The sequence below is a fragment of the Massilia atriviolacea genome (genome assembly GCF_003953935.1).
Taxonomy (GTDB): domain Bacteria; phylum Pseudomonadota; class Gammaproteobacteria; order Burkholderiales; family Burkholderiaceae_D; genus Telluria_A; species Telluria_A atriviolacea.
The window spans coordinates 337,476-357,061 of the sequence record NZ_RXLQ01000003.1 but is presented as its reverse complement, the minus strand read 5'-3'; the positions used below and the strand labels follow the sequence as shown (position 1 = coordinate 357,061).

Below are 19,586 nucleotides of genomic sequence, written 5' to 3'. Positions count from 1 at the left end.
CAACGATGACAGCAGAAGAGTAAATTTCTGAGCTTCAAAAATCCTTGATGTGAATCAAAAACGCCGGAATCACACCTTGTCGTTGCGCAATGACTTTTCTGGCGCGGCGTGATTGGCGCAAGCGGGAGGCGTGGCGACGCTGTCGTCGTCGTCGAGGAGGATGCGCATGCCGGGGCCATCGAGGTCGTCGAACTGGCCGCTGTCGGCCGCGCCGAAGAAAATCCACGCCGCCAGCACGACGATGAAGACGCTCAAGGGGACCAGCAGATACAGCGATTCCATCACGCGCCTCCGCTACGCCGCAGGCGCAATGCGTTGACGACAACCACGGCCGAACTGAGCGACATGCCGGCCGCCGACAGCCAGGGATTGATCAGGCCGAAGGCCGCCGCGGGGATCGCCACGCAGTTGTAGATGCTGGCCCAGGCCAGGTTCTGGCGGATGATGCGCAGCGCCCGCGCCGCGCCCGTGGCGGCGTCGTCGAGGGCCGCCAGGCGGCTCGACAGCAGCACGCAGTCGGCGCTCAGCTGCGCCAGCGCCGCCCCGCCGCCCATGGCGAACGAGACATCGGCCGCGCGCAGCACGGCGGCGTCGTTGATGCCGTCGCCCACCATCGCCACCACCGCGCCCTGCGCCTGCAAGCGCTGTACGTAGGCCAGCTTTTGCTCCGGCAGCTGCTGGCCGATGGCGGTGCCGATGCCGAGCGCCGCGCCGGTGCGGCTGACCACCGCCTGGTCGTCGCCGCTTAACAGGATGACGGTCTGGCCGCGCTCCCTGAAGCGCCGCACCACCTCGGGTGCGTCGGCGCGCAGCGCGTCGGCCAGTTCGAAGCGCGCCAGCACGATGCCGCCGGCGCCCAGGTAGACGTTGCTCACGTCCGGCCACAGCGGCGCCGGGGCCGCGCCCGCGTAGCCGTCGCGCCCGAGGCGATAGCGCACGCCGTCGATAACGCCTTCCACGCCCTGCCCCGCTTCGCTGTGCAGGTCGGCGGCGCGCAGTTCCTGTTCGGGGGCCGCGGCGCGGATCGCCAGCGCCAGCGGATGGGCGCTGCCCGCCTCCAGCGCGGCCGCCAGTTGCAGGCAGCGCGCGCGGTCGATGCCGGCCAGCGGCTCCACATGGCGCAGCACCGGGCGGCCCTCGGTCAGGGTGCCGGTCTTGTCGAACACGATATGGGTGGCGCGCTGCAAGGTCTCCAGCACGTGCGGCTGCACCACCAGCACGCCGCGCCGCACCAGCGCGTCGGTGGCGGCGGCCAGCGCGGTCGGCGTGGCCAGCGACAGCGCGCACGGGCACGACACCACCAGCACCGCGATCGCCACCTGCCAGGCGCGCGCCGGATCGACCAGCTGCCAGCCGAAGAATACGAGTACCGTCAGCGCCAGCAGCCCCACCACGAACCAGGCGGCCACCCTGTCGGCCCACTGGGCGATCTGCGGCTTGCCCTGGCCGGCTTTTTCCACCAGTCTGACCAGGCGCGCCAGGGTGCTGTCGCTGGCCACGCGGGTCACGCGCAGCACGACGGCCTGGGTGGTGTTGATGGCGCCGCCGGGCAGCTCGTCGCCCGGCACGCGCGCCTGGGCGCGGCTCTCGCCGGTCAACAGCGCCAGGTCGACATCGGTATGCCCTTCCAGGATGATGCCGTCGGCGGCCACCGCGCTGCCCGGTTCGACCAGGATCACGTCGCCCTCGGCCAGGCTGGCGGCGGCGACCATGCTGGCCTGGCGCGAGGCGGGCCAGCCGTCCAGGCGCTGGGCCGCCGCCGGCAAGGCGCGCTGCAGGTCTTCCAGCGCGCGCGCGGCCTTGCGGCGCGCCATCAGCTCCAGGTAGCGGCTGGCCAGCAGCAGGAAGATAAACATCGTCACCGAGTCGTAATACACTTCGCCGCTGCCGCGCAGGGTCGCCACCACGCTGGCCCCGAAGGCGGCGCCGATGCCGATCGCCACCGGCAGGTCCATGCCCGGCATGCGCGCGCGCAGGCTGGCCCAGGCGCCCTTGAAGAACGGCTGGGCCGAATACAGCACCGCCGGAATGGTCAGCAGCAGCGAGGCCCATTGCATCAGCGCGGCCATCGGCGCATCCATGGTGCCGTCTTCGGCAATGTAGGCCGGCAGCGCGTACATCATCACCTGCATCATCGACAGGCCGGCCACGAACAGCTGGCGGAACTGCTTCTTGCGGTTTTTTTCCTGCTGCGCGCCGTGCTGGGCGGCTTCGTAGGGGTAAGCGCTGTAGCCGATCCCGCGCAGGGCCTGCACGATGTCGCTCGGCTTGCAGGCGGCGGGGTCGTAGGTCATGTGCAGGCGTTCGGTGGCCACGTTGACCTGGGCCTCGCGCACGCCGGGCAGGCGCGCCAGGCGCCGTTCGATCAGCCACACGCAGGCGGCGCAGCGGATGCCGTCGAGCGAGAACACGGCGTCGCGCGCTTCGCCGCCGGTCGCGGCGGCGGCGCTGTCGTACAGCGCCAGCTCGGGCGGCACCAGGTCGACGCCTTCGGCCCGCTCGGCAAAAGCGCTGCGGGTACGGTAGTAGTCGGACAAGCCGCTGTCGACGATGCCCCGGGCCACCGCTTCGCAGCCGGGGCAGCACATCGGGCGCGCCTGGCCGTCGATGCGCACCGACCAGGCGGCGCCCAGCGCCACCGGCAAGCCGCAGTGGTAGCACGCGGTCGCGAAAGGCAAGGCGCTCAATGGGCACCCGCCGTGATGCACAGGGCGTCGAGCCAGCCGGCCTGCCCGCCGCCGGCCGCGCGCACCAGGCCCAGCACGCCGAATCCCAGCACCAGCACGCCGGCGCCGACGCGCACCGCGCGCGTTTGCAGGGTGGCGCGCAGGCGGTCGCCCGCCATGCCCAGCGCCAGCAGCATCGGCAGCGTGCCGAGGCCGAAGGCCAGCATCACCAGCGCGCCGTCGGCGCCGGAGCCGGTGAACATGGCGGTCATCAGGACGCTGTAGACCATCCCGCACGGCAGCCAGCCCCACAGGGCGCCCAGCGCCAGCATCTTGAGTGGGCTGTCGAGCGGCACGATGAAGCGCATCAGGGGACGCGCGCGCTGCCACACGACCTGTCCGAGCGACTCGAGCCTGGCCAGGCCGCGCCAGGCATCCATCAGGTACAGGCCGAGGATGACCAGCATCAGGTTGGCCAGCCAGTAGCCGCCCGCCTGCAGCGTGGTCAGTCCGGCCAGGGTGCGCGCGCCGCCGGCCAGTCCGCCGGCCAGCGCGCCGGCTGTCATGTAGCTGGCGATGCGGCCGGTGTTATAGGCGAGGACACGGGCGGCGCCATCGAGCGCGGCGCGCTCGGTCACGACGGCCACCGGGAAAGGACGCGCGGCGAGGGGCGCCGCCGCGGGCGCCGCGGAAAACGCGCTGACGATCCCGCCGCACATGCCGACGCAGTGGACGCTGCCGAGCAGGCCCACCGTAAATGCCGGGATCAGATTCAGTGCGCTCACCGCCGCTCCGTCAGATGGTGCGCGAATACGAGGTCACCCCGCGCGGCGCCGGCGCGGCCTGGCTCAGGTAACGGTCGAACACCATGCACACGTTGCGGATCAGGAGGCGCCCTTTCGGCGTCACGCACAGCCACTCGGGACCGACCGTCACCAGGCCGTCGGCTTCGAGCGCCTTGAGGCGTTCCAGCTCGGGCGCAAAATACGTGGCGAACGCGATCGGGTAAGCCTGCTCGATGGCCGGCATCGACAGTTCGAAATGGCACATCAGCATCTGGATGATGGTGCGGCGCAGGGCGTCGTCCATCGACAGGCGGATGCCGCGCGCCACCGGCAGCTCGTTCTTGTCGATCAAATCGTAATATGCGTCGAGCGTCTTGACGTTCTGGCTGTAGGTGGCCGCCACCGCGCTGATGGCCGACACCCCGCACGAGACCAGGTCCATCTCGGCGTGCGTGGAATAGCCCTGGAAGTTGCGGTGCAGGCGGCCCTGGCGCTGGGCCACGGCCAGGTCGTCTTCGGGCTTGGCGAAATGGTCCATGCCGATGTACACATAGCCGGCCTGCTCCAGCTTGCGGATCGCGATCCCCAGCATGTCGAGCCGCTCGTCGGCGCTCGGCATGTCCGCTTCGTTGATGCGGCGCTGCGGCTTGAACAGGTGCGGCATGTGCGCATAGTTATAGATGGCGACCCGGTCCGGATTGGCCTTGATCACCTTCTCGATCGTCTGCGCCATCGTAAACACGCTCTGCTTGGGCAGGCCGTAAATGAGGTCGATGCTCACCGAGCGGAAGCCCGCTTCGCGCGCGGCGTCGATGATGGCCTGGGTTTCGGCTTCGGGCTGGATGCGGTTGACCGCCGCCTGCACCGCCGGATCGTAATCCTGCACGCCCAGGCTGACCCGGTTGAAGCCCTGGCGGCGCAGGCTCAGGACGCGCTCGCGCGAGACCGTGCGCGGGTCGATTTCGATCGAATACTCGCCCGTGCCGTCCGGGGCGAACTGGAACCAGCGGCGCAGGTGCTCCATCAGTTCTTCCATCTGCGCGTCGGTGAAGTAGGTCGGCGTGCCGCCGCCCAGGTGCAGCTGCTCGATCTGGTTCATGCCGGCGAACAGCCTGCCCTGCATCTCGATTTCGCGTTTCAGGTAGCCCAGGTAGGTGACCGCCTTGTCGCGGTTCTTGGTAACGATCTTGTTGCAGGCGCAGTAGTAGCACACCGATTCGCAGAACGGGATGTGCAGGTACAGCGAGAGCGGCTTGACCGTGCCGCGCGTGCGCAGGCCCGCCACCGCTTGCAGGTAGTCGCGGTAACCGAAGGCTTCGCTGAAACGGTCGGCGGTGGGATACGAGGTATAGCGCGGACCGTTCTGGCTCAACTTGCGGATCAGGTCCGCATCGAATTCGATGGAACGCTGGTTAGCGATGGGAATAACGTTATGCAGCATGGTGGGCTCCTGGGCGATGGACCGAGTGTAGGGGATCAGGGCGTGCGAAATCCTTGACCTGCATCAAAAACGGCCGAGTCGGCCCGCGCCGCCCTGCTGCGGACGCGGACGCCCCACCCGGCTCTCGCCGCCGAACTTGAACACCGAGATCGCCTGCGCCAGGTGCACCGCCTGTTCGGCCACGCTGGCCGCCGCGGTGGCCGATTCCTCGACCAGGGCCGCGTTCTGCTGGGTGATCTGGTCCAGGTGCGCCACCGCGTCGTTGACCTGGGCGATGCCGCTCCTCTGCTCCATGCTGGCGCGCTTGATGTCGGCCATGATGGTGGTGGCGCGCTGCACCGATTCGACCACGCCGGCCATGGTGCCGCCGGCTTCCTCGACCAGGCGGTCGCCGTTCCTGACCTTGGCGACCGAGTCTTCGATCAGGTGCTTGATGTCGCTGGCGGCGGCCGCCGAGCGCTGGGCCAGCGCGCGCACTTCGCCCGCCACCACGGCAAAGCCGCGTCCCTGCTCGCCGGCGCGCGCCGCTTCCACGGCGGCGTTCAGCGCCAGGATGTTGGTCTGGAAGGCGATCCCGTTAATCAGGCTGATGATATCGACAATCTTGGCCGCCGAATCGCTGATCTGCCCCATCGTGGTGCCCACCTGGGCCACCGCCTGGCCGCCCTTGCCGGCGATGGCGGACGCCGACAGCACCAGCTGGTCGGCCTGCACGGCGCGGTCGGCATTGTCGCCCACGGTGACGGCGAACTGCTCCATGCTGGAGGCGGTTTCTTCGAGGCTGGACGCCTGCGACTCGGTGCGCACGGCCAGGTCGGCATTGCCGATCGCGATTTCGCGCGTGGCCGTCTCGATCGAAGCGACGTTGCTGCGCACGTCGCCGATGATGGCGCGCAGGTTGATCGTCACCTGGCGCAGGCCGCGCAGCAGTTGTCCCATGTCGTCGCTGCGCGCGGAGGTGCCGGTGATCGACAGATCGCCGCCGGCCAGCGCCTGCACCGCTTCGGCGGCCTGGCGCATCGGCACCACGATGGCCTGATGCAGCGCGACCCAGCCGCCTAGCGCGAGCAGCGCGCCGAACGCACCCAGGCCAGCCGTCACGGCGCCGCCCGACGCGACGCCCAGCACCGCCATCAGCGTTGCCAAGCTGGCCATCAGAATGCCGAGCCTTACACCGATCGGCATATTGACAGCGGCGCGCAGGCGTGTTGCGAGACCGGTGCGCACGGCGCCGCCGTCGACAATCGCCAGGCCGTCGGCCTTGCCTTGTTTGAAACGCTGATACAGCTCGCCGGCGGCCTTGATCTGTTCGCGCGTCGGGCGCGTGCGCACCGACATGTAGCCGACCGCCTGGCCGTTCTCCTTGACCGGGGTGACGTTCGCGACTACCCAGTAAAAGTCGCCGTTCTTGCGCCGGTTCTTCACCAGCCCGGTCCAGGGGCGGCCTTCCTTCATGCTGCGCCACAGGTCGGCGAAGGCTTCGGGCGGCATGTCGGGATGGCGCACCAGGTTGTGCGGCTTGCCGATCAGTTCGTCCTCGCTGAAGCCGCTCACCTCGATGAACGAGGCATTCACATAGGTGATTCTCCCCTTCGTGTCCGTTTTGGAGACGATGGATTGGCCTTCGCGAAGCTCGTATTCGATACCTGTTACCGGCAGATTGTTACGCACGGAGATACTCCTTTTGCCCTAGAGCATTAATTTGACAGGTCGAGTCTAGGGAGCTTGGGGGCTGAAATCCTTGATTTGCATCAAAAACGGCAGGGCGTACGGGGCGTGCAAGGCTGCGGAAAATGGGCGCAGTGTGGCTTTTTGCGACATATTGACATGGCGCGATGGCGGATTGGCGCGGATGTCTTTACGGCAGGTCGGACGCGTAGCGCCACTCGCCGAATTCGCGCAGCAGCGTCGTGCCGCCGCGTGTGAGGATCAGCCCGGCCCTCAGGTGATGTGGTAGCGCGTTGCGCCCTTGCGGAGACGCGGCTGATGTTCAGTAGGTAATAGAGGCGCTACACCAAAGGGCACCTCGAATTACCGGTAAATTCCGCGTAATCGCCAGCGGCGATGCCGCAGTAGCGCTTTTTGATGTCAGACAGAGCCGCTTCTGGGCCTTTTTTATAGGCGCTGAACCTCGTTTTGTGCAGTCCGGACGGACTGCGGGCGTCAGAACGCCTCGACCCTGGCCTTCTTTAAGTAGACCAGACGCCGTACATTGTAAGCGGCGACCTTCCGATTAAGCTGCAACGTCGCGCGCTAGGCCGATCGTGCGCAGGCCCTTACCCCCATCTCGGCTAGGCCGGCAAACACATGCTCGATCCGCGCGCGGGTCTTGGCAATGCGCGTATTGCGCCGCTTCTGGGTCTCCGATATTGGCTTTTCCTTGCTGCCTTTGCGCTGGATCTGCAGGCGCCAGCCCTGCCGGGTCAGCCTATCCTCGCGCTCGCCATCTACGTAGCCCTTGTCTGCAGGACGTCGCGGTTGGTATTCGACGGGTCAAGCACCGCCTCGAAATGAAGGGTATCATGCTCGCTGGCCGCGCTAATCTTGATTGTGCGTACCAGCTTGTAGCGCTTGTCTGCATTGGCCGATACCTTGTAACCAAAGTAGGACTTGCCATGCTTCTTGGTCCAGCGCGCGTCCATGTCTTTCTGCCGGCGCTTTGCGGGTTTCCAGTCAATTGGCATGGCGCCTTCTCCAACAAGCACCTTTTCCTCTTTGCTCATCGACTGCTTCGGCGTCTGCACGATGCTCGCGTCGACCATCTGACCGCTACGCGCAATGTAGCCATGCCTGGAAAGCTGGCGGTTGACGGCGTCAAAGATACTCTCGCTGGCACCGGCCTTGAGCAGGCGCTCCCTGAACTTCCAGATCGTTGTCCGGTCCGGTATCTGACTACTGGAACGCAATCCAACAAAGCGCTGGAAGCTCAGGCGGTCGAGCAACTGGAATTCCACTTGCTCGTCGCTCAGGTTGAACAGCTGCTGGATAAGCAGAACGCGAACCCGCGAACCATCAGTTCGGTCGGGAACGGGGGACGCCCGCCGCGTTCGCGGCTGAGGCGCGGAGCTGCTTCGTAAACCGCATCGGCAAGCGCGACGAAGTCGACATGCTGCTCCATCACCTTGAGCGCATCACCGAGCTCGTTCAGCTTGGCTTCTCGTTCTTGGTCGGCAAACAGACTCGTCTTGATCATGAAATTAGGTCAGCAACGTGGAGCCGCCATGATGCCACGGCTGGGTTGGTTTTTCGAGGTGCCCCAAATAATGCGACCGGCCGCATGAAATAGCGTGACTGGATTCGCACACACATGAAATCGAGTAACAAAATTGGAGAGTCGTACACATGGCAGCTGCTAAGGGCTGCCGTTTGACTGGCCGCTTCGCCCCAAAGCAGACCATCGCAAAATTAAAAACTTGCAAAACACAAATTAGTAAATTTCCGTAAAAAAAAATTGACTAGGAAGTTAATACGTATTTTCGCTCAGTGGCTGCTTCATAGAGATGATCATTCAGATGATCCAACAAGCGAAGCAACCGCTCGCTACGTTCCAACATTGCATCCTTACTCAAGACCCTCATCTGACCATGAGCTATAGCATGACGGTCTGCGACCAACTGTTCATTTATGAATACCTTAGTGGTACTCCATGCTGCTTCGTCAAATCCTATCTGGTTATTAAGTCCAGCAGATCTTAAAATCTTATCAACCACATCAGTGCCTGGATTTCCCTCAGTATTAACATTCCACGCAGTATTAGAACTAAAGACCTTTTTATCAATCGCTGCCACAATTATTTTGGCCAACGATACATGGTTCAACTCACTTCCAGGGTATTTTGCCTCGGCTGCTTTTATTACGTCTCCATAAAACGCAACAGCAATTAGCTCCGGCCTTAATTTCCGCAACGACAAATCCTGAGAAAACACATGTTTCAAATAGAGGCTAACTGCCTTTTTTAAAAAACCTTCCCAATGAGCACAAAGCATTACCTGTGTGGATCTAAATATATGGTTTGCTGAATCATCTGCATTTCTCACCAGAGCACGATAATCACTAACTTCGCGCTTTCGCCACGCTAGCTCCCTGTGCAGTTTATTTTGAAAATCCGCTAGACTTTCCATACTTAAACCTATTTTTTCTTAACTACTGAGGGAGCCTTTTTAACGGCTAGTGAATTAGCAGGCGCAGAAGAAGACCCAACTTTTAAAAACTCATTAATAACTCGTTCCGCTACCGGCATCACTCTCAGCATTCGTTCACGTGCACGCAGTCCCGAAAAGCTCTTGTTATACTCGGGCTGACTCCACACTGTCTCAATGAATTTCTTCACATCAAATGATGATTTTTTTCGTCTAACTTTCGTCCAATGACGTCCAATGATGATTGCAATTCCCTCGTAGCCACCTAAGGAAAATCCACCACGGAAGCCTTTATCAGCACTCCAAGACCGGAATGCATCTGACCCGACAGACTTCTCCAAAAATTCAAAGACCTCATGAAAAGTCGTCGCAGCGGCTTCTTGGTCGTAAGATTCATCGAGGGCGATTTCCTCCATGCGCTCACGTAAAAAATCATGAACATCCACTACAACATTAATTGCTTTTGGCTCACGTAAAGTTAAAAAACGTAAGGCTAAATCCATGTCATAGCGCTCTTGCATTTGAGAATCACTAAGTAATGTGCAATTACGAAAATTTTGATCCTCAGACAATTTTTTAAGCCACCTAAATCTCTCTGGATTGAGGCTGACTAATACACAGTTTCGAAGTTCTTGTGGTGAAAGTGGTTGCCCATAGGTATTTAACCTTTCAAAAAGATCAAATTTTCCTTTGTTGTTGCCAAGCGAATCCCTTGAAAGCACTTTTACATCTAGTCGTGTCCGCTTGAATTCTAACCGCAAGGCTTGATCCAATGAGGAAAACAACATTTTGTCTAGCTCTGGCAGATGCTTCGTGGCCGAAAGTTTAAATGATGCCTTTTTTTCCAATTCATCCGACTTTTCTTTTGGGCCAAACAACTCACCCATAAACTCAAATATTGTTGATAGCCGCTGAACACCGTCGATTACTTCCCATTGTCCTCCATCGTTAGTCGCGACATAAATTGGCGGCAATGGAATCCCTAATAAAAGAGACTCAATAAGTCGAGATTTCTGCTCAGGTAACCAGCGGAAAACCCTTTGGAACTCTGGATGAATATCCAACTCGTCATCGCGGTATAGATTAAGAATTTCACCAATCGACATTGATATATTGTCAGATGAAATCTCGCGCCTCTTTTTATCCACGGCACTCTTAAGTAATAGAGAATTTTTCTTGGCATCAATATCAACTTTATTCTTAGTTGCAGCCTTAGCTGTAGCCTTAGTTGCAGTCTTAGTTGCAGTCTTAGTTATAGTCATGGTCGTGGTTGGAATAGCGCAAGATAGGAAGGAGGAAATCATTTCCAAAATTTTTTTATTCAACAATCGCGTCAAATCTAAAAATTTTTTCTGAGTATGAACTAATTGTGGCCAATTTGAAAGCGCTTTACCTCAGCGACTTGCTCTGAAGCTGCTGCAACTTCAAACCTTAACCCATGTCGTTATACACATCTTTTTTTACTAATAAAATCAATGGCTTGCAGCCGACAACCCTGGGGCTCCACCGATATGGAATGTGCGGAAAATCGGTGCGTTTGATACCAAAATATCCGTATTTTGCCTAATTTTTAGGCGAAACATCATGAAAATCTCCGCTCCGGGCTGAAATGGCGCTAAGCGGGAAAAGATGTGTATAACGAGATGACCTTAACCTTCGTACTGAGACCTATTTCGACAGTAAAATCTGTAGCTGGCCGAAGGTGACATTGGACAAATGTTCGGTTCTGGCCGAAATCGGAAGTTCGACAAGACCAGTGTACCTCAACAGAATTGCATACCGAAATCTTTCCGTCTGGGTCAGTCGTGCTTTTTATCATGCAGTCGCGCTTTTCCATGAAATTGGCAGCAGGAGCAGACCGCGTCGGTCTTGCGATCGGTCGCAGCGACTTTCATCTTCCGGCAATTAGTGTAGTCACAAATCGTGGCGCAATCGTCGTCGATGCGCACGATGGAACGAGGGCGTGAGCAGCACGTCGGCGCGCACGCTGCCGGTGGCGGCCAGCATCGACGCAGGCAGCAAGGCACGAGCGCTCGTCATGCCGCGCGCTCCCTGGCGTGCACCAGCACGGCCAGCGCCTCGCGCAGTTCCTCAAGGCGCCGGTCCAGCACCGGCGACGCCGCGCCCAGCGCCACGAAAGCAGCCGAGGAAAAGACGTCGTGCAGCGTCGACGAAAGTCGGTGCCCCAGTCCGGCATTCCCGGTCGCATACACCTTGAGCATGCGCTCGGACGCCGATTGCAGGTTCTGGCCCAGTAACGACAGTTCAGGCGGCAGGCTGGCGCGCAGCGCCGCCACGGCTTCGCGCGCGCGCTGCTGCGGCGCGCTCAAGGCGGCAAGCCGCCTCTCGGTCTGCCACCTGGCGTACCGAATGGTCGCGATCCAGGCCCCGGCAATCACGCCGATCAGCACCGGCACCAGGAGTGCATCGCGGCTGACAACGATACCCGAGCGCGCCAGCCACGCCGGCAAGACCTGGGCCATCGTTACTGCGCCCACCACCAGGGCCACCGCACCCGCCATGCCGATCCAGCCGAAAAACAGGAAATTAGCGCTGGTCGGGCGCAGGCGGATATCGCTCAGGGCCGCGTCGGCAATGATGCTGGCGCTCGCGCCGGGCAGCTGGTCGAAGCGGTGCATGCCTTCGTTCAGCACGGCGCTGGTCGATTCTATCGAGGTCATAAAGGTTCCGGTAACGCTTGTGCGACAAGCAAAGCGGCGATTGTAACGCCGCCGCTACAAGGGCAGCCGCATATGCACCGAACCATCTTCGGCCGCCTTGCTGATCTCGAATCCGAGCTTCTTCGCCAGCTTGGTGATGCGGGTGTTCTGCGGCAGCGCCTCGCCGACGATTTCGCGCGTGCCGCGGCTGCGGCAGTAGGCGATCAGTTTTTCCATCAGCACCTGCCCGAGGCCATGCCCTTTCAGGTCGGAGCGCACCGTGACCGCGAATTCGGCGGCGATGTTATCGGGGTCGCACACCACCCGCGCCACGCCCAGCGTTTCGTTCACGCCATCGGCGCCCGGGCGGGTGGCGATGAAGGCCATCTCGCGGTCGTAATCGATCTGGGTGAAGCGCGCCAGCTGCGAGGCATTGAGCTCGCGCACGCGCACGAACATGCGGTAGCGCACATCGTCGTCGGAGAGCGCATTGAAAAACGCCACATGGGCCGGGCCGTCCTCGGGCTGGATCGGGCGCAGCAGGAGCGCTTCGCCGTTCCAGTCGATGCGCTCTTCCAGCTCGCGCGGATAGGGACGGATCGCCAGCCGGTCCAGGGTGCTGGCCGAGTGGTCGGCGATGGCCACCCGCATGCGCGCATCGAGCGCCAGCGCGCCCTCGCTGTCGACCAGCAGCGGATTGATGTCGAGTTCCACCAGTTCCGGCAGGTCGGCCACCATGTGCGAGATGCGCATCAGGGTGGCGATGATGGCGTCCATATTGGCGGGCGGCCGGTTGCGGTAGCCGGCCAGCAGCTTGGCCACGCGCGTGCGCGAGATCAGGTCGCGCGCCAGCACCACGTTCAGCGGCGGCAGCGCCACCGCATGGTCGGCCGTGACTTCGACCGCGATCCCGCCCTGGCCGAACAGGATCACCGGCCCGAACACCGGGTCGGTCGCCACGCCGATGATCAGTTCGTGCGCCTCGGGACGGCGCGCCATCTCCTGCACCGAAAAGCCTTCGAGGCGCGCGTCCGGCCGCAGTTCGGCCAGGCGCTTGTTCATGCGCAGCGCCACCGCGCGCACCGCCTCGGCGTCTTCCAGGTCGAGCGCCACGCCGCCCATGTCGCTCTTGTGGGTGATGTCGGGCGAGACGATCTTGAGCGCCACCGGAAAGCCGATCGCCTCGGCCGCCGCCACCGCCTCGTCCACCGATGCCGTGCTGCGCGTGCGCACCACCGCCACGCCGTAGGCGGCCAGCACCGACTTGGTTTCCGGCTCGCTCAGCAGCGTGCGCCCTTCCGCCAACGCCCGGCGCACCAGCACGCGCGCCGCCTGCGGGTCGCTCGCGCCGTCGTCGCACGCGGCCGGCGGCACCTGCATCAGCAGGTTCTGGTTGCGCCGGTACTGCACGATCTGCAGCCAGGCGCCGACCGCTTCCTCGGGCGTGCCGAAGCTGGGGATGCCGGCGTCGGTGAAGATCGCGCGCGCCTCGGCCACCGCATCGCCGCCCAGCCAGCAGGCCAGGATGTTGCGCGAGGATGCCCTGGCGATCGGGGCGATCGCGCGCGCAATCTCGGCGCTGGGCACGATGGCGGTCGGCGCGTGGATGAACAGGATGGCGTCGGCCTGCGGATCCCTGAGCAGGATCTCGAGCGCGTCGACATAGCGCTGCGCCGGGGCGTCGCCGATGATGTCGACCGGGTTGGCGTGCGACCAGGTGGACGGCAGCACGGCATCCAGGCGGCTCAGGGTGTCGGGGCCCAGCTGCGCCATGCTGCCCTTGGCGCTGACCACGGCGTCGGTCGCCATCACGCCCGGGCCGCCGCCGTTGGTCAGGATGGCCAGGCGCTCGCCGAACAGCGGGCGCGCATGCGCCAGGGTGGCGACGGCGGCGAACAGGTCTTCGGTGCCGAGCACGCGCAGCATGCCGGCGCGCCGGATCGCGGCGTCGTAGACGTCGTCCGAACCGGCCAGCGCGCCGGTGTGCGAGGCGGCCGCCCTGGCGCCTTCGGCCACCCTGCCCGCCTTGAGCACCAGCGTCGGCTTGCTGCGCGCGGCGGCGCGCGCGGCCGACATGAACTTGCGCGCGTGGCGCACGTCTTCCATGTACAGCAGGATGGCGCTGGTGCCGGGATCGCTGGCCAGGTAGTCGAGCAGGTCGCCGAAGTCGATGTCGGCGCTGTCGCCCAGCGAAATGAACTTGGAAAAGCCGATCCCGCGCGACCTGGCCCAATCGAGCACGCCCGTCACCAGCGCGCCCGATTGCGACACGAAGGCGATCTTGCCCGGCAGCGCGGCGGTATGCGCGAAGCTGGCGTTCAGGCCGATGCCGGGCACCAGCAGGCCGACGCAGTTCGGCCCCAGCAGGCGCAGCACGTACGGTCTGGCGGCGTCGAGCGCGGCCTGGCGCAGGCTGCGCCCATGCGCATCGTGCATGGCGCCCAGGCCGGCGGTCAGGATGATGGCCGCGCGCGTGCCCGCCTCGCCCAGCTGGCGCACCAGCTGCGGCACCGTGGCCGGCGGCGTGCAGATGATGGCCAGGTCGGGCGCCGCCGGCAGCTGCGACACGCGCGCGTAGACGCGCAGTCCGGCCAGGCTGTCGTACTTGGGATTGACCGGCCAGATCGCGCCGCCGAAGCCGCCCTCGATGACGTTGCGCAGCACCGTCGCGCCGACGCTGTGCGGTCGCGCCGACGCCCCGATGATGGCGACCGACGCCGGCGCGAACAACTGGTGCAGGTTCCTGACGCTCATGATGATCCCTTTTCGATTCGGCTTGGCGATGGGCGCAAAGCGTAGATGGCGCTCGCGCCCCCTGGCTTGATGTGCATCAAATTTTATATAACAAAGGTTTGCGCCCGCAGAACACTGCTGGACGCGCGCCGTGCTTGGGCCTACGCTTGGCTATCCCCATCCTCAGGAGCCGCCATGCCCTACAAGACCGTTCTCGTCCACGTCGATCATTCGCGCCACGCCGAAGCGCGCATGCTGTCCGCCGCCGCCGTGGCGGCCGACTGCAACGCCCACCTGGTGGGCGCCGCCATGAGCGGCGTGTCGCGCTATGTCTACCAGGACGGCGCCAGCGACCTGCTGCAGACGGTGCTGGCGACCCACATGGAAGAACTGTACCGGCGCGCCAATGCCTCGCTCGACGACTTCGACCGCATCGCCGCCGGCGCCGCCGTGCGCTCGTTCGAACGGCGCCTGGTGGACGACGAACCGGGCGCCGCGCTGGCGCTGCAGGCGCGCTATGCCGACCTGGTGGTGCTGAGCCAGTCCGACCCGGACGATCCGGTCGCGCGCATGACGCCCGGCCTGCCCGAATACGTCATGCTGGCCAGCGCCCGCCCGGTACTGGTGCTGCCCCATTCCGGCCATTTTCCCGTGATCGGCAGCGAGGTGCTGGTGGCCTGGGATGCCAGCACCGCCGCCACGCGCGCACTGGCCAACGCCCTGCCGCTGCTCAAGCGCGCGCGCCGCGTGACGGTGGCCGTGTTCAATCCCGACGAGGCCCACGGCCAGCAGCCGGGCGCCGACATCGCCCTGTACCTGGCGCGCCACGGCGTCAACGCCGACGTCATGGCGCAGCGCACCAGCATCGACGTCGGCGAGGCGCTGCTGTCGCTGGCGGCCGACGTCGACGCCAACCTGATCGTGATGGGCTGCTACGGCCACGCGCGCCTGCGCGAACTGCTGCTGGGCGGCGTCACAGCCACCATCCTCAGGTCGATGACGGCGCCGGTACTGATGTCGCACTAGATCCATCCTGCTGCGCCAGCCAGGCGCGCCCCGCTTCCACGGCCGCATCGAGTTCGCGCGCGGCCTGCAGGAACAGGGCCGCCGTGTCGCCGGCCGGTTCGCCCTTGAGCGACTGCTCCAGTTCCAGCGAGGCGGCGGCGAAGCGCTTGGCGCCTACGCTGCCGATTCCTCCGCGTAGCGTGTGCAGCATGGCCGCCGCCTCCGCGTCGCGCCCCGCGTCCCAGTGCACGCGCGCGGCGTCGAACTGCTGGTGGCCCTCCCCCACCACCCGCCGCACCAGGTTGGCCACGGCCGCCAGGTGCTCCGGATTGCCCTTGGCGATGTCGATCAGGGGCCCGAGCCGCAGTACCGGCAACGCCGCCGGCGCTGCCGAAGCCGGGGCCGGCGCGGCCGGCGCGCGCAGCCGGCCCAGGGCCGGCAGGTGGCGCGCGATGGTCGAGAGCATCTGGTCGACCTCGATCGGCTTGGCGATGACGTCGTTCATGCCGGCGTCGGCGCAGGCGCGCCGTTCGGACTCGGTCACGCCGGCGGTCAGCGCCAGCACCGGCAGCGTCAGGCGCAGGCCGGCGCGGATGCGGCGCGCCGCCGCGTAGCCGTCCATCACAGGCATCTGGATATCCATCAGCACCAGGTCGTAGGCGCCCGGATTGGCCGCCAGCCGCGCCAGCGCCAGCTGGCCGTTGCCGACGATGTCGAGGCGCGCGCCGACGCTTTCCAGGATCCCGCGCGCGACCACCTGGTTCAGGTCGTTGTCTTCGGCCAGCAGCAGGCGCGCGCCGTCCAGCCGCACGCCGTCCGCGCCGCCGTGCACGGACGGCAGCGCGGGCGCGGGCCGCAAGGCCGCCTGGGCGTGCTGCACCAGCACTTCGTGCACGGTGTCGAACAGGCTCGATCCGGTCACCGGCTTGCTGAGGATGGCGTCGGCCTGGCTGGCGGCGCTGCTTTCCATCAGCTTGCCGCGCCCGTAGGCGTTGACCATCAGGGCGATCGGCAGGCGCGCGCCGGGCATGCGTTCGCGCAGTGCGCGCATGGTGGCGGCGCCGTCCATGCCGGGCATCTGCCAGTCCAGCAGCACCACGTCGTAGTGGCGCCCGGCCCCGGCGGCGCGCGCCACCATCGCGATCGCTTCGGCGCCCGAGGCGGCCGTCTCGGCTTCCCAGCGCCAGCCGGCCACGGTCTTGGACAGGTAGTCGCGGCTGGTGGCGTTGTCGTCCACCACCAGCAGGCGCAGGGTGCCGAGCGCGGGATCGGCGGCGGCGCCATCGGCCTCGGGCGCCGCCAGCAGCGGCAGGCTGACCACGAATTCGCTGCCGCGCCCGGGCGCGCTATCGAGTTCGATGGTCCCTTTCATCATCTCGGCCAGGTGCTTGGAAATCGTCAGTCCCAGGCCGGTGCCGCCGAAACGGCGCGTGGTCGAGGAGTCGCCCTGGGTAAACGGCGAGAACAGGCGCGCCTGCTGCGCTTCGTCCATGCCGATGCCGGTGTCGCGCACGCGGATGCGCAGGGTCAGGCGCTCGCCCTCGCGCGCGGCCACGTCGACCAGCACGCTCACCTCGCCCTGCTCGGTGAACTTGATGGCGTTGCCGGCCAGGTTGACCAGCACCTGCTGCAGGCGCAGGGCGTCGCCGATCAGCTCGCGCGGCACGTCCGGCTCGACCCCGATGGCCAGGTCGAGGTCCTTGTCGCCGGCCGACACGCTCATGATGTCGGCCACCGCCGCCAGCACCTCGCCCAGGTCGAAGCGCGCCTCGGCCAGTTCCATGCGCCCGCCCTCGATCTTGGAAAAATCGAGGATGTCGTTCATGATCCCCATCAGCGACTGGCCCGAACTCCTGATCATGTCGAGGTATTTGCGCTGCTCGGCTTTCAGGTCGGTGTGCGCCAGCAGGTAGGTCATGCCGAGCACCGCGTTCATCGGGGTGCGCAGTTCGTGGCTCATGTTGGCCACGAATTCGCCCTTGGCGCGGTTGGCCGCCTGGGCGCGGTCGCGTTCCAGTTCCAGTTCGGTGGCGCGGGCGGCGATTTCGCCGGCCAGGCGGCGCCGCTCGCTGATGTCGCGCACGAAGGCATTCGCCACGAAGCCCTGGCCGTTGTGGAAGGCGGCCACCGACATTTCGATCGGGATCTCGCGTCCGTCGCGGTGCAGCGCGCTCACTTCGAGCCGGTTGTTGATGACCGGGCCGGTGCCGCTGGCGGTAAAGCGCGCAAAGCCTTCTTCGTGGGCGGCGCGCTGGGCGTGCGGGATGATCAGCTCCGACAGGCGCCGTCCGATCGCCTCGGCCGCGCTCCAGCCGAAGGTGCGTTCGGCCTCGGTGTTCCAGTCGGTGATGCAGCCGTCCACTCCGAGCGCGATAAAGGCGTCGTTCGAGTTCTCCAGGATGACCTGGATGCGGCGCTGCTCGCGCACCAGCTGGGCCAGCAGCGGGCGCACCTGCAGCAGCAGCATCGACGCGCCCAGCCCCACCAGCGCCACCAGCATGATCAGGAGGGTGTTGGCCTTGTCGCGCAGCGGCAGGTAGACGGTATCGAGATTGTTCTTGACCACCACCCCCAGGCCGAAGCCGCGGATCGGCGTATAGGCGGCGAACACGGCCACCCCGCGCAGGTCGCGCGTGACGGCCACCCCGGTATGCCCCAGCAGCGCCTCGTTGATCGGCAGGTTGACCTTGCCGTCGGGCTTGAACATCGGAATGCGGAAGGTGGAGGGATAGAAGCGGGTCGGCGCGCACAGGGCGTCGCTGCCGTCCAGGCTGCACAGCAGCACGTCCGACGAAGGGCTGTTGGCGCGGATGTCGGACAGCAGGTCGTCGATGATCGGCAGGCGCTGCTCCGCCAGCATGCGTCCGATCACGCGCGTGCCGTCGCGCACCTCGTTCTCGGTGGCCAGGATGTAGCGGCCGCGCCACAGCAGGCGCGCGCGCTGGCCGTGGGTGTTCAAGGGCTGGGCGGTGCCGGCCGCAGTCTCGGCGAAGGTGCCGCTGGCGGCCAGCACGCTGCCGTCCAGGCGTTCGAAGCGCAGCGCGCTGATGCCGGCGTTCATGAAGCTTTCGGCCGCCTCCAGCAGGGCGGCGCGGGTGGCGGCGTCGCCCTGGCCGGCCGCCAGGCGCGCCACCGGTCCCCTGACCGAAGGGCGGTTGGCGATGGTGCGCGGGAACCACAAGCTCGTTTCCAGGGTGTTGCCGACGGTGGCCGCGCTGCTGATGGCGGACAGGCGCATATTGTCGGAGATCGAGTCTTCGTAGCTGTCGCGCATGGCGGCAAAGCCGGCCGCGCCGGCGCTCACCGCCACCAGCGCCACCACCGCGATGGCGCGCGCGGTGATGCGTTTTTCGTTGTCGGGAACGGTGCCGCGCGCGGCCACGCTCTTGCGCAAGGACCACAAGCCGAGGCCCAGCACGCTCATCCCCACGGCGGTCGGGGTGACCATGACGTTGTAGGCGGCCAGCCGGTACAGCACTTCGAGCTTGAGGAAATAGCCGACCAGGGCGGCCAGGCCGATCCCGGTCACGCCGGCCACGCAAAAGGTCAGCAGGCCGCTCAGGAGCGCGTTGCGGCGCGGCAGGCGGATCAGGCGCAGGGCGATCCCGGCCAGCAGGAAGCCGAGGCAGGTGTTGGGCGCCATGCGCCCCGGATGCGGGGTGCTGGGGGTGGGCGCGGTGGGCACGCGCACGAAGTCGATCCCCAGGTTCAGGCCGCTGATGTGCTGGAACAGCACCAGCGCCGGCAGCACCAGCAACAGCAGCGAGCAGACTTGCCACAGCGGCGCATGCCAGCGCCTGCGGCGCGCGCGCGGCAGCACCAGGCAGCAGCACACCCCGGCGGCGATGAACAGCACCGGACTGTTGATCCCCATCTGGGCCGAACCGGGGATCAGGGTGGCGATCGTCTTGCTGTTGAAGATCCAGCGCACCGCGACCAGCGTGCCGAGCAGGCCGATGAACAGGCCGGCGCTTTGTTCGGCCGAGAAGGCGAATTTTTTCATGGAATAGCCAGGATTCGGACCGGATAAAGATTACCACACGAAAATGCGCGCAGGGATCCGACGAGATCGTTGTATTCCAGCCACGACTATTGATGAGATCGTACCGATGAGCTCAAGCGCCCCGCCGCTGCCTGACGGCGGCGCGCGAACCGGT

12 protein-coding genes and 1 pseudogene are annotated in these 19,586 nt (G+C 64.9%); 1 reads left to right on the top strand and 12 read right to left on the bottom strand.

Translation table 11 applies throughout. The features are described 5' to 3' along the window. Window positions 1-69 precede the first annotated feature (69 nt). From ccoS to EJB06_RS06775, 11 genes and pseudogenes are all read right to left on the bottom strand, one after another. Window positions 70-282 (bottom strand): cbb3-type cytochrome oxidase assembly protein CcoS, encoded by a 213-nt coding sequence (ccoS, locus tag EJB06_RS06825; protein ID WP_126073256.1) that lies wholly within the window; start codon window positions 280-282, stop codon window positions 70-72. Then, window positions 282-2,687, bottom strand: a complete 2,406-nt coding sequence (locus EJB06_RS06820) for a heavy metal translocating P-type ATPase (RefSeq protein ID WP_126073255.1) — start codon at window positions 2,685-2,687, stop codon at window positions 282-284. The genes ccoS and EJB06_RS06820 overlap by 1 nt, the downstream gene beginning before the upstream one ends. Next, on the bottom strand, window positions 2,684-3,451 hold the full coding sequence (locus EJB06_RS06815) for a sulfite exporter TauE/SafE family protein (RefSeq protein WP_126073254.1): 768 nt from the start codon (window positions 3,449-3,451) through the stop codon (window positions 2,684-2,686). Before EJB06_RS06815 ends, EJB06_RS06820 begins: the two co-directional genes overlap by 4 nt. Before the next feature lie 10 nt (window positions 3,452-3,461). Beyond that, window positions 3,462-4,892: an oxygen-independent coproporphyrinogen III oxidase gene (gene hemN, locus EJB06_RS06810; RefSeq protein WP_126073253.1), complete on the bottom strand. Its 1,431-nt coding sequence runs from the start codon at window positions 4,890-4,892 to the stop codon at window positions 3,462-3,464. A 63-nt stretch (window positions 4,893-4,955) separates the two neighbouring features. Next, the gene (locus EJB06_RS06805; protein WP_126073252.1) at window positions 4,956-6,563 is read right to left on the bottom strand and encodes a methyl-accepting chemotaxis protein; all 1,608 of its coding nucleotides are present in this window, start codon (window positions 6,561-6,563) and stop codon (window positions 4,956-4,958) included. Between the two features lie 492 nt (window positions 6,564-7,055). Further along, window positions 7,056-8,085 (bottom strand): annotated as a pseudogene (locus tag EJB06_RS06800) (IS5 family transposase). A 262-nt stretch (window positions 8,086-8,347) separates the two neighbouring features. Further along, window positions 8,348-9,013: an MAE_28990/MAE_18760 family HEPN-like nuclease gene (locus tag EJB06_RS06790; protein WP_126073250.1), complete on the bottom strand. Its 666-nt coding sequence runs from the start codon at window positions 9,011-9,013 to the stop codon at window positions 8,348-8,350. An 8-nt stretch (window positions 9,014-9,021) separates the two neighbouring features. Continuing rightward, window positions 9,022-10,356 carry a DUF262 domain-containing protein gene (locus EJB06_RS06785; RefSeq protein WP_229426962.1) on the bottom strand — a complete coding sequence of 445 codons (1,335 nt, stop codon included), beginning with the start codon at window positions 10,354-10,356 and terminating at the stop codon, window positions 9,022-9,024. Between the two features lie 589 nt (window positions 10,357-10,945). Next, a complete protein-coding gene (locus EJB06_RS32855; protein ID WP_267876892.1) occupies window positions 10,946-11,071 on the bottom strand; it encodes a hypothetical protein in 126 nt (41 codons plus the stop codon). Beyond that, the gene (locus EJB06_RS06780) at window positions 11,068-11,712 is read right to left on the bottom strand and encodes a hypothetical protein (protein WP_126073249.1); all 645 of its coding nucleotides are present in this window, start codon (window positions 11,710-11,712) and stop codon (window positions 11,068-11,070) included. The genes EJB06_RS32855 and EJB06_RS06780 overlap by 4 nt, the downstream gene beginning before the upstream one ends. A gap of 54 nt (window positions 11,713-11,766) precedes the next feature. Continuing rightward, the gene (locus tag EJB06_RS06775; protein ID WP_126073248.1) at window positions 11,767-14,445 is read right to left on the bottom strand and encodes a bifunctional acetate--CoA ligase family protein/GNAT family N-acetyltransferase; all 2,679 of its coding nucleotides are present in this window, start codon (window positions 14,443-14,445) and stop codon (window positions 11,767-11,769) included. Window positions 14,446-14,619: 174 nt separating this feature from the next. Here EJB06_RS06775 and EJB06_RS06770 point away from each other — a divergent pair, with 174 nt between their 5' ends. Beyond that, window positions 14,620-15,450 (top strand): universal stress protein, encoded by an 831-nt coding sequence (locus EJB06_RS06770; protein WP_126073247.1) that lies wholly within the window; start codon window positions 14,620-14,622, stop codon window positions 15,448-15,450. Here EJB06_RS06770 and EJB06_RS32435 read toward each other — a convergent pair. Continuing rightward, on the bottom strand, window positions 15,413-19,432 hold the full coding sequence (locus tag EJB06_RS32435; RefSeq protein WP_126073246.1) for a response regulator: 4,020 nt from the start codon (window positions 19,430-19,432) through the stop codon (window positions 15,413-15,415). The genes EJB06_RS06770 and EJB06_RS32435 overlap by 38 nt on opposite strands. Between the last annotated feature and the right edge of the window lie 154 nt (window positions 19,433-19,586).